Below are 216 nucleotides of genomic sequence, written 5' to 3' on the forward strand. Positions count from 1 at the left end.
CTCACCCGTGACCTGACCGAGCACACCTTCCGCTTCGGCGCGAGCGCTCACTCCCTGGTGCCACTGGGGCAGCGGTGGCTGATCGAGCGGGGCTGCCCGCCCGAGAGCGCCGTGGTGGCGCGCCCGGACGGGTCCCGTCCCTCCGATGCCCTCACCGCCGGTCTAGAAGGGCTGCTGCGGACCAATCCCGGGGGGCGGTACGAGGTCCTGCGCCAC

The 216-nt window shown here is 73.6% G+C and carries 1 pseudogene; it reads left to right on the forward strand.

The window, feature by feature from the left end:
* Window positions 1-216: pseudogene (locus tag FF041_RS38535) on the forward strand (hypothetical protein); the annotation flags it as partial.

Origin of the sequence: Streptomyces jumonjinensis, assembly GCF_009600885.1 — a bacterium.
Classification (GTDB): domain Bacteria; phylum Actinomycetota; class Actinomycetes; order Streptomycetales; family Streptomycetaceae; genus Streptomyces; species Streptomyces jumonjinensis.